This window comes from Sphingobacterium sp. FBM7-1 (assembly GCF_020687765.1).
Classification (GTDB): Bacteria; Bacteroidota; Bacteroidia; order Sphingobacteriales; family Sphingobacteriaceae; genus Sphingobacterium.
Window position 1 is genome coordinate 295,625 of sequence record NZ_JAJEWJ010000002.1, and the last position, 12,337, is coordinate 307,961.

Annotated in this window: 5 protein-coding genes; all 5 read left to right on the forward strand. The window is 45.3% G+C overall.

Going from position 1 to position 12,337, the window contains the following annotated elements; genetic code table 11:
* Nucleotides 1-204: 204 nt before the first annotated feature.
* The 5 genes from LKO28_RS05705 (at nucleotide 205) to LKO28_RS05725 (ending at nucleotide 12,330) form a co-directional block, all read left to right on the forward strand.
* Nucleotides 205-3,534 carry a TonB-dependent receptor gene (locus tag LKO28_RS05705; RefSeq protein WP_227693744.1) on the forward strand — a complete coding sequence of 1,110 codons (3,330 nt, stop codon included), beginning with the start codon at nucleotides 205-207 and terminating at the stop codon, nucleotides 3,532-3,534.
* 30 nt (nucleotides 3,535-3,564) lie between these two features.
* Nucleotides 3,565-5,526 carry a RagB/SusD family nutrient uptake outer membrane protein gene (locus tag LKO28_RS05710; RefSeq protein WP_227693745.1) on the forward strand — a complete coding sequence of 654 codons (1,962 nt, stop codon included), beginning with the start codon at nucleotides 3,565-3,567 and terminating at the stop codon, nucleotides 5,524-5,526.
* 97 nt (nucleotides 5,527-5,623) lie between these two features.
* The gene (locus LKO28_RS05715; RefSeq protein ID WP_227693746.1) at nucleotides 5,624-7,030 is read left to right on the forward strand and encodes a glycoside hydrolase family 105 protein; all 1,407 of its coding nucleotides are present in this window, start codon (nucleotides 5,624-5,626) and stop codon (nucleotides 7,028-7,030) included.
* Between the two features lie 232 nt (nucleotides 7,031-7,262).
* A complete protein-coding gene (locus LKO28_RS05720) occupies nucleotides 7,263-10,346 on the forward strand; it encodes a SusC/RagA family TonB-linked outer membrane protein (protein ID WP_227693747.1) in 3,084 nt (1,027 codons plus the stop codon).
* Between the two features lie 7 nt (nucleotides 10,347-10,353).
* Complete coding sequence (locus LKO28_RS05725; RefSeq protein WP_227693748.1) at nucleotides 10,354-12,330, forward strand: RagB/SusD family nutrient uptake outer membrane protein; 1,977 nt, start codon at nucleotides 10,354-10,356, stop codon at nucleotides 12,328-12,330.
* Nucleotides 12,331-12,337: the final 7 nt, after the last annotated feature.

Here is a 12,337-nt window from a genome sequence, read left to right on the forward strand (position 1 = left end):
AAGGAGGCATACGGTGAGCGACTAACTGATGACAATAGTAGGAGCTTGTAAAAAATATTGGAGGTGCGGGAACACCTCCAAAAAATAAAGCTCATTTTATTAATTTGTGTTTAACCAATTTAAAGCTTCGTTTAAATGTATAAAAAAATACTAGAAAAGACAACTTTGGTGTATAACCGAGGGCTGTTACAATGCATATTAATTATGAAACTAATTTTGTTTCTGACTTTGTTGAATCTCCACGCTGCCGTCGCTATTGGCTACGGACAAAGGATTACGATCGACAAAAAACAGATCTCTCTTCAGGACGCATTTCGCGAAATCCGAAAGCAAAGCGGCTATAATATCATTGCGAATACACATCTGCTTCAGCATGCATCAAAAATCGATTTGAATTTGCGACATGCCACCGTAGAGGAGGCCATTGCTACCTGTCTCGCCGGCCAACCGTTGGGTTATGAGATGATCGCTAAAAATATTGTGGTGACACCACTGAAAGAGAACGAAACGCCCCAGCAGCGTGTGGTGACGGGTGCGGTGCGCGATGCGAGCGGTGCGCCTATTATCGGCGCCTCGGTAACGGTGAAAGGTAATGCGGCCATCGGCACGAAAACAGATGCGCAAGGTCGTTTTTCCCTGGAAATTCCGAATGACGCGACCTTGGTCATAAGCTTTGTGGGTATGGAAAGCCGTGAAATAGCTGTAGGAAACCAAAGCAATTTGACGATAGCGCTTCAACAAGTCGATACGGGATTGGATGAGGTCGTGGTAGTTGGGTATGGAACGGCTAAAAAAAGTGATGTCACGGGCGCTATTATCCGTATCAGTGAAGAGGATTTAAAAGATAGACCGGTAGCGAATGCGTTCGAAGCGATGCAAGGTAAAGCGGCAGGTGTGGATATTACATCTAGTGAGCGGCCGGGAGAAATCGGCGAAATAAATATTCGCGGTGTCCGTTCGTTGACGGCCAGCAATACCCCTTTGTACGTGGTGGATGGCGTGCCTTTGATGTCCTCGTCGGGTATCGAAACCTTGAACCCTGCGGATATCGCGACGATTGATGTGCTAAAAGATGCCTCCGCTACCGCCATTTACGGTTCTCGTGGAGCCAATGGCGTTATTATCGTAACCACAAAAAAAGGTACAGCTGGTAAAACAACGCTAAATTATGCGGGAAACCTCATCACCGAGAGCTTGCAAAACCATATGCAAATGATGGGCGCAGATGAGTACCTCACGTGGCGTCGCTGGGCTTATTATTATGCGGATCCGACTAAGTATCCACGGGGAGATCAACCTACAAAAGAAAACGACCATCAGATATTTTTAGGGGCAAACGATCCTACGGCCTGGAATAATATTCTAAAGGGCTGGGAAGGCGGCACATGGGACGGGTCAAAAGTGACTTCCACCAATTGGACCGATATGGTCACCCGTACCGCATTTACCAACGAACATAACCTTAGTGTGAGCGGTGGCTCGGAAAAAAGTACAGCTTTCGCGTCATTTGGATATTGGAATAATCAAGGAACGCTAAAGGGGCAAGGCTATCGCCGATTCTCGTCGAAGATCAACGTGGATGTCAAACCCTATGCTTGGTTTGAGATGGGCGCGAGTATTAATGCCACGTTTAGTAATCAACAATATGGCATGTCGACCGTAGGCGGGCAGACCTCGGGTCCAGGCGATATCTATGCCGCATCGCGCGGTGTTTTTACATATGCCCTACCTTATGACGAAGCGGGTAACCGGATTGTTAATCCGGGTGGAGACGATGTCGTACGGACGGTGGCAGAAGAATGGAACTTTACAGACAACGAGCGTAAGATGTTCCGCGCACTGGGCAGTTTCTATACGCAGTTTAATATCTTGCCCGGCCTGCGGTACCGAGTTAATTTTGGACCTGACTTCCGGAACTTTAAAAACGGCGTATTTGTGGATGATAAATCTGTTGCTCGCGTAGGTTCACCGAATTTCGCTTCCTTGCAGAACCAAAATGATTTTTCATGGACGCTAGACAACCTTATTTTCTATGATAAAACATTTGATAAACATAGTCTGGGTGTAACGTTATTACAAACAGCATCATCGTGGAATATTAACTCTTCGTACATGCAGGCAATTGGTATACCGTTGGCTAGTCAAAAATGGAATGCGTTGAATAAAGCCAATATTGCCTCGTTGAACGACTGGGATTCTGGTCTTATCGAGCGTCAATTAATGTCCTATATGGGGCGGATAAATTACGGTTATGCCGATAAATATTTAGTTACCCTATCGGGGCGGTGGGATGGAGCCTCGCAATTAGCGGAAGGACATAAATGGGCATTTTTCCCTTCGGCGGCAGTAGCTTGGCGCATGGAGCAAGAAGATTTCTTAAAAGAAACCGCATGGGTAAACCAGATGAAAGTACGATTTGGTGTGGGAACGACGGGGAACTCGGCGATAGATCCTTATCAGACCAAAGGCGGTATCGTATCGTTGTTTTACCCATTTGGGGGTTCAGCTAATAGTGGTTATGTACCGTTTGAGTATCAAATGGCAGATGGACAGGTGCCGATGGCGAATCCGGCCTTAGGTTGGGAACGGACCACCCAATACAATCTAGGCGTAGACTTCGGTTTGTGGAATAACCGCGTATCGGGTGTGGTGGATGTATATGCGTCGCACACCAAAGACTTACTCATGGAGATGACGATACCCTCATTGACCGGTTATACACTTACCTATGCGAACGTAGGAGAAACCAAAAATAAAGGCGTGGATCTTAGCTTGACGACCGTCAATATTCGGAAGGATAAATTTTCTTGGGAAACCACTTTAAATGCTGGTTGGCAGAAAGAAGAGATCGTTGCCTTATCGAACGGCAAGGAAGACGATATCGCCAATACTTGGTTTATTGGTGCGCCTATAGGGGTCATCTATGGTTACGATTCGAATGGCCTGTGGAAAGAAGAAGATGCGGCGGAAATGGCAAAATTTAATGCCAATGGTTTGCATTTTCAAGCAGGAATGGCGCGACCAGTGGATCAAAACGGAGATTATCGTATTAACCCGAATGATGATCGTATTATCGTAGGACATACCCGTCCACGTTGGACGGTGGGCATGAACAATAATTTTTCCTTTGGGAATTTTGACTTCAGCTTCTTCATTTATGGTCGCTTAGGCTATACATACAATACGGATGGCGAATGGCAAGGAGGTCGTTATATGCAACGCAGTATCAGTTATTATAATGAGAATAATAAGAATGCCGAATACCAGAAACCTATTTACAACGTAGCAGGAGGAGATCCGTATTATAATATTTTAGGATATAGAAGTGGGTCTTTTTTGAAACTCCGGAATGTAAACCTAGGTTACCGCTTGCCAAGTTCGCTCACCCAACGATGGGGTATCGAGAACATGAAGGTATACGTACAGGCTCGGAATCCAGCTATTCTCTATTCCAAAATCGATTGGATAGATATGGATATGGTAAACAATTTCTCCAATCGAGGATTTGTGTTTGGAGCGGCAATAGGGTTTTAATTAGGGCTTGTTTTAATAAAAAAGGAAACGATGAAAATCTATCATAAATTGAGCATAAAGATTATTGTCATCTTATTGACAATACCGGCGTTCTTCGGATGTACGAAATTTTTGGATGAAGAACTGACAACGCAACGCGATACGGAATATTTTAAAACGCCGGAAGGTATTGAAGACCTGGCAACAGGTTTGTATTATAACTTACGGATACACTTCGCGTCGGAATGGGGATTTGCCACCACGAATTACGGGACGGATGAGTTTCGGGTCGGTGGCGATGCATCCAATGGGATGTGGGATAGCTATGCGGGGAGTTTTAGTTCACTTATCACGGCTGTCAACGTTAATACGGTTATGGCCAACACCTTGTGGGATAACATGTACGTAGGGATCAACGCCGCAAATTTGCTTATCGAAAATGCACAGGCATATTTACCCGATGGTGCACAAAAGGATCGGTATTTAGGCGAAGCGTATTTCATGCGGGCATTTAACTATCAAAAACTGGTTCGGCAGTATGGAGGAGTTCCACTCAAAGTCAGCGCTAGCACATCCGTAGAGCGGGAGTTTAGCCGCAATACGGCGGAGGAGGTCATGGCGCAAGTCATTACCGATTTTACAGCAGCTTACGGATTGTTGCAACCGACCGCTTCTGAAACCGGACGTATTACGAAAGATGCCGCTGCCCATTTTTTAGCGAAGGCCTATCTGTTTAGGGCAAGTGAGATCAATGATAATTGGAACGGCGCAACGAAACAGGCTGATTTGACGGAAGGATTGCGGTATGCTGATGAGGTCATTGGGGGCCGACAGCTAGCAAATAATTTCTCGGATTTGTGGAATTACACGAAGGTGGATGGACCTAATGAGACGCTGAACGAGATCATTCTTTCGGCTCAGTTTACGTTCGACCGTTCGACACGAGGAAGCTATGGTAATCAAATGCATTTGTTTTATCTCTCGCAATACCTCAATCTCCCGCAGATGGAACGGGATATTGCCGGCGGAAGAGAATATCAGCGATTGCGTACCAATTATTATGCGTACGATGTCTATGATCGCGTAAACGATTCGCGGTTCTGGAAAAGTTTTAAGACGAAATATGCGGTGAATAAACCAGCAGCCGGATCGGACTATGTTTTGGGCGACCTGTCTATCCTATATATTATCAACGGGAAAAATGACACGCGCTTTCCCGATGCACAAGCGTTGCAAAACGTACGGGATTACAAGACAAATAAGGTTATTCCGTCAGTATTTGCGGCTCGCGTAGGCGGTAACGATTATTTAGATTCGGATGGCTTCCAAAATCGCTTTCCGCCGCTTAATAAGTTTATTGATGGCTCGCGCGAAGCGGTGGCTGATGTAATCGGGTATAGAGACGGTATTTTAGCGCGCCTAGCCGATACGTATTTAACGGCGGCAGAGATTTGTATCCGGCAAGAACAGTATGCAAAGGCGTTAACTTACATCAATGCCGTACGGGAAAGGGCTAGTTATAAGCAGGGTGAAAATCGCCGGGCATATACGGATGGCGGAGCGGCTTATAACGCGGAAGCGAATCCGGCTGGTTACGCGCGTTTCGGTGATCGGAATTCTTTTTATCCCGAAAATTCCTATTATGAATCGAACAATATTGCAGAAACTACGGCGGAAACAGACCTGACGATTACTAGTTTCGCATCGCTGCCAGCCGAAGACGAAGCGATAATACAAAAACTGGGCTACGCTAGCAGTTATGACCGTGCGCTCTGCTTTTTGTTAAACGAGCGATCCCGCGAACTGATGGGAGAATTCTACCGCTGGGAAGATCTATCGCGGACCAAAACGTTAGTCGCACGAGCGAAAGCATATAGTAAAACTGCCGCACCTAATATTCAAGATCGACACCTGTTACGTCCTATACCGCAAAGCCATTTGGATGCCATTCAAAAGGATGGGCGGGCGTTAACACCGCAAGAAAAGCAGGCAGAACAAAACCCTGGATATTAATATAGAAGATGGGATACTTCAGCACAGGATGCGGCATGACGCCATTATGGGATGCTTTTCCTACATTGCAACATCAACTGTGTTATAAATTGAAAACATGAGAAAGACGTATTTATCTTGGGGGATCATCTCCATATTGGGCATGACGGCCTGCCAGGAAGCTAGCAAACCAGAAACGAAGATCAATGATTCGAATACGCCGCTACATCTGTTAACACCGGAGTATACGACGCCCTATAGGGGCTGGACAGCGGAAGAGATCAAACAGGATCTCGATCGGATATTCGTGTATTTAGACGAAGAAACGCCAACACGTGTGCTGGATACACTCACCGGGAAGGAAATTACGGATTATTCGCAACTGAATGCACATGCGCAATTGGAGAAAGGTGATTTCCGTCTAGCAAGCTACGAATGGGGCGTAACGTATACCGGCATGTTGGAAGCTGCAGAAGCTACCGCGGATTCAAAATATCGGGAATACGTAGCGAGACGCTTTGATTTTCTATCCGAAGTAGCGCCGCATTTTCGTAAGTTATATGAGGAGCATCGCACGGTAGATGCGCAAATCCGCCAAGTTATCATGCCGGGTGCGCTTGATGATGCGGGGGCGATGTGTGCGGCGATGGTAAAGTTTAGTAAGTCTGCCTCTGGCGTAGATTACAAGGGTTTGATCGATAATTATATGGATTTTATCGAGCATAAAGAACACCGATTAGCAGATGGTACATTTGCGCGTATGCGTCCGCAAGCGAATAGTTTATGGCTCGATGATATGTATATGGGTATCCCCGCGCTTGCCTATATGGGTAGCTACACGGGCGAGCAGCGTTATTTTGATGAAGCGGTGCGCCAGATCAAGCAATTTACGGATCGGATGTTCGTTCCGGAAAAAAACTTATACATGCACGGTTGGATAGAAAGTTCGGATACCCATCCGGCCTTCCATTGGGCGCGCGCTAACGGCTGGGCTTTGCTGACCCTCACCGAAGTGCTGGATGTGTTACCATCCGATCACCCGGAACGTGCAGATCTTCTAAAAATTTATAAGCAACATGTACAGGGTATCACGGCTTACCAATCGGGTAGCGGCTTCTGGCATCAATTACTTGATAAAAATGATTCTTACTTAGAGACATCCGCAACGGCTATTTATGTGTATTGTATTGCACGGGGCGTTAATAAAGGCTGGTTAGATGCGATAGCTTACGGGCCGGTTGCCCACTTAGGATGGAGTGCGGTATCCACTCAAATAAATGAAAAAGGGCAGGTCGAAGGCACCTGTGTAGGTACCGGCATGGGCTTTGATCCCGCATTTTATTACCACCGCCCGGTGAACCCCTATGCAGCACATGGTTATGGACCAACCTTGTTGGCTGGGGCGGAGATGATTCGCTTAATTCAAAAAAGTTATCCAAAAATGAATGACAGTGCCATTCAGTACTATGAAACGGATCCTAAAACGGATGCAGCCATTTTCGGCGTCGACGGACAAACGTATTAAACGGATAAACTGATTACATAACAGGTGCCCCAAAAGGCACCTGTTTCTTTTAACTACCCTCCCTTCGGGCAGGATGCGGCAGGTTGCCATCCTTGTATGCTTTGCCTAACTTGCCCCTATAAACGCTAAGAAAATAGTAAAAAAGAAAATGATTTGGTTTTCCCCGCTCTGGAGACGGGATGAAAAGTGGGTCATGACATGTTAACTAATTAGTAAAATGCACATAGAAAAAATGATGAAAAAGAAGAGAATGGATCTGTCGAACAGGTGTCTTCTGGTGATCTGTATGATCTGTTTGTGGACGTTCCCTGCATGGGCGCAGACAACAGTGACGGGAACCGTAAATGATGCCGCAGGAAATGCGTTACCCGGTGTAACAGTCCAATTAAAGGGGACGACGGTGGCGACGACGACGAGTGGTAATGGTACATTTCAAATCAATGCGCCGTCAACAGGAACCATAACATTTTCCATGATTGGTTATGGTACGCAGGAGGTAAATATAAATAACCGAACGTCACTGTTCGTCATTCTAGAAAGTGAAAGCGAATTAGTGGAAGAGGTGGTCGTTGTAGGTTATAACGTGGTGAAAAAAAGTGATCTAACAGGCTCTGTAGTATCGGTGAGTAGCGAAGATATTACTGCGATGCCCGTACAAAACCCGTTACAGGCGTTACAAGGACGTGCAGCCGGACTGGATGTAACATCGAATGAACGACCAGGTGAAATGGGATCTATACGCGTTCGTGGTGAGCGTTCTCTATTAGCATCAAATTCTCCGTTATATGTGGTCGACGGTGTGCCACTAAGTTCAGGTGGTATTGAGTTTTTAAATCCCAAAGATATTGAAGCAATAGATGTGTTAAAAGATGCATCTGCGACAGCTATCTACGGATCTAGGGGAGCTAACGGTGTGATTATTGTCACCACGAAACGTGGCGTGGCAGGGCGTACGACACTCAACTATTCCGTAACTTCCACGGTCGAGAACTTAACCGATCGAACGAAAATGATGGACGCAGATCAGTATATTGATTTCCGTCGGGATGCTTATCGCTTTATTGGGCAGTATCCCGATGCGCCGAATAAGGAACGTGACGAGGAGATCTTTGGGGGAGACCCTTATGCTTGGGAAAACGTCGAGAAAGGCTGGGCAAACGGCCAATGGGATGGTAGCTTGGTGCCTACAACGGATTGGAGTAGTTATGTTACAAAAACCGGTGTCACACATGATCATATATTATCGGCGAGCGGAGGTACAGAAAAATTACAAGCCTATGGTTCGGTTGGTTACTTAAAGCAAGACGGTACACAAAAAGGACAGGACTACGAACGTTTTTCCGGTAAGTTGACCATTGATATAAAACCTAAGGACTGGTTTAAAATGGGAGCTGTATTGAATACTACGTTGGGTGATCAGAACTATGGCTATCAAACATCGAACGCGACAGGTCCGGGTAATCTATATGCGGCAGCCCGAGGTATGTTGCCGTATGCTGTACCTTATGATAATGACGGGAATCGCATCAATCTGCCAGGAGGAGATGTAAATATTCTGAACCCTGTAGAAGAGCCATATTTTAATGTGAATGAACGAAGAGTCTGGCGGAATTTCGGTAATATCTATGCGGAAGTGGAACCGATCAAAGGGTTGCGCTATCGTGTTAATTTCGGCCCTGATTACTACCATAATAGAAACGGACGTTTTGCCGGAGCGAACTCGGTAAACAGAGGGGGTGGAGAACCCGGATCAACGAGCGAGGCACGGCTAGATCAAACTACGCGTTTTTCCTGGACATTGGACAATCTGATTTATTACGACCGCTCGTTTGATAAGCATAACATGGGATTAACCCTATTGCAGAGTGCTACCTACAACCGGACGGAGACACAGGGCATGACAGCAAATGATCTGCCTTGGGAAAGTCAAAAGTGGTACCAGATGAACTCGGTAGATCAACTTCAGGGATTTAACTCAAACTTGGTAGAAACACAACTGACGTCTTATATGGTCCGAGGCAATTATGATTTTGATGGTAAATACCTGTTTACCGGCTCCCTGCGTTGGGATGGCGCTTCCCAATTGGCGGATGGAAACAAATGGGATTTGTTCCCTTCGGCAGCGGTAGCATGGCGTTTGGATCGAGAGAGCTTTCTGGAGGATCTGGGTTGGATCAATAGTCTGAAAGCCCGCGTTGGATTTGGTGTGACAGGAAATTCCGCTGTCGATCCGTACATGACTTTGGGGATATTGACGCCGTTGTATTATAGCTGGGGAAATATAGTAGAAGATGGCTATGTACTTAGTGATCCATCATTGCGTGACCCCCTTCCAATGCCCAATAGAGCGTTGGGCTGGGAAAAGACTGCACAAATAAACTATGGGGTAGATTTTGCTTTATTCAATAACCGTCTGTCCGGATCAATTGATTACTTTACATCCCGTACAACGGATCTGTTGATGAACCGAGCGATACCTTCTGTATTGGGATACGTGTCAACATGGGATAATATAGGTATATCTGCAAACCGAGGTATTGACGTCACGCTAAATACCGTGAATATCTCAAATGAAAACTTCTCTTGGGAATCAACGGTTAACTTTACGCACAGCATTGATCGGATAGTCGAATTACAAAATGGAAAATTAGACGATGTGGGGAATTCTTTTTTTATAGGAAGAAGGATTGGAGTTTATTACGATTTCGTGAAAGAAGGTATCTGGCAAGACACGCCAGAGGATCTGGCAGAAATAGCAAAGTTTAATGAAAATGGACATGAATTTAGACCTGGTACGATTCGGGTAAAGGATGTGAACGGAGACTATAGGATCAATGCGAATGATGACCGGGAAATCCGCGGGCATTCTGCGCCGAATTGGAACTTCGGATTCAATAACTCCTTTTCATATAAAAATTTTGATCTCAATTTCTTCATTTATGGTCGGATGGGATTCACGATTGAAAGTGGTGCAGAATCTTTGCAAGGACGTTACGCACAGCGTGTACTGGATTACTGGATGCCGGATAATCCGACAAATGACTATCCTGCACCTAATTATAATAGTGCTTCAGGAGATCCTTACAGAAGTGCGATGAATTATCAAGACGGTAGTTTCATAAAACTTAGAAATGTATCGTTAGGCTACACACTGCCACAACATTATACAGATCGGATCAAGTTGGCTAATCTACGGATCTACGCACAGGTAATGAATCCGGGGCTGTTGTATTCTAAAGTGGATTGGGTAGACCCTGATACCAATAACTCCTTCTTTAACAGAGGTTTTGTTTTTGGTTTAAATGTTGGATTTTAAATTTACAATGATGAAGATTGTCAAAAATAAGTATACATATTTATTACTTGCTGCTGTTCCGTTCATGGGTTTGCAGGGCTGTAAAAAAGATTTTCTGAACGAAGAAATGATTACGGCGAGAAATACGCAGGATTTTGAAACAACGGAAGGACTGGATGGTTTGGTAACGGGAATGTACCAAACCCTAAAATTTCACTTCAATTATGAATGGGCTTACGCGTCGACTAATTACGGGACAGATGAATTTTGGGTAGGGGGAGACCGGGCAAAAGAAATGTGGGGGACTTATAGTGCGAATTTTAATAGTTTTGACGGCGATGTGACAGCAATATGGGACAATATGTACGGCGCGATCAACTCGGCAAATACAGTTATCGCGAATGTGCCTGAATTTTATCAGAATGAGGAGACCAAAGATACCCGGTTAGGGGAAGGATATTTCATTCGTGCGTTTAATTATTTTAAACTCGTGAAACAGTTTGGTGGCGTTCCTGTTAAGTTGGAGCCTTCCTATACCGTTGAATTGGAGTTTTCTCGAGCATCCTCCGAAGAAGTGTACAAGCAGGTGATTGAAGATTTCACACAGGCCTACGAGCTATTGCCTACTACGGGTGCACAAACGGGACGTATTACGAAATGGGCCGCAGCACACTTTTTGGCAAAAGTCTATTTGACCCGTGCGAGTGAACTATATGCAGATTGGAATGGAAGTACTCGGGAGGCCGATCTGGAGCAGGCTATAAAATATGGCCGGGAAGTGATTGAACAGAGTTCGCATAGCTTGGCTCAAAACTTTAGGGACTTGTGGAATTATACGGAACCCAATAGTGTCAATGAGACTTTGCCGGAAATTATCTTGGCAGCACAGTTCTCGAACAATGATGCCACGATAGGCCGGTATGGAAACCAACTGCATTTGCATTACCCGTCGGTATACCAAAATCTGCCGGGTATGCAACGGGACATTCCCGGGGGGCGTGAATTTCAACGCCTCCGTACTTCCGATTACGCGGTAGACGTTTATGACCGGGTAAATGATTCCCGTTTTTGGAAGAGCTTTAAGACAGAATATCGGAGTAACAATCCCGGATCAGCCCCGCTGTGGGAAACAAGTAATGCGCCAAGCCCTGATCTGGTGGGACGGCCGAAATTCCAAGGAGGAGAAGTTTCTATTAAATATATAGTGAACGACGCTGGTGATGATCGGTACACAACGGCGAATATTCGAAATCGTGCGCCACATATGTTTGTACGCTACTTCGCGGGCAATACGCAGAATTACAAAGGAGATCACGGAAATTATGATGCTAGCCGATACGTAACCATGTCTAAATTTGCCGATGGATCCCGGAACTCTGTGGCATCTCAATTTGGCTATCGGGATGGTATTTTGGCGCGTTTGGCGGAAACCTATCTTATTGTAGCCGAAGCGTACGGTCGCCAAGAAAAATATGATCAGGCCTTACCTTACATCAATGAAATTCGTAAACGTGCAGCTTATAAAGAGGGTGAGGATCGTTCGGATTACGTAGATGGGGGTGTCGCATATAAAAATAATTCAGTTGTTCCTCCAACTGCGTTTGTATCCTATTCGGATAAAAACACCTACTACGAATCTAATAATATAGCGGAAACGACGGCAGCTACGGAAAATGCGATGGTACTGAGTTCAGTGGCAGATATTTTGGATGCAACCGATCAATTCTATGATGTGTTAGGCGCAAGTTCCAGTAAAGATAAATTCTTAGCGTTTATTCTAAATGAGCGATCGCGTGAACTTATGGGCGAACTGATGCGTTGGGAAGACTTAGCTCGTACCAAAACATTGGTTAAACGAAATGAAGTATTCCACAACGAAGCTCGACCACAGGAAAACAAACACTACGTTCGTCCTATTCCGCAGAGCTTTTTGGATAATATCCACGTAGACGGTAGACCGTTGACAGCACCTGAAAAAACAGCCATGCAAAACCCAGGTTATTAATACTAGA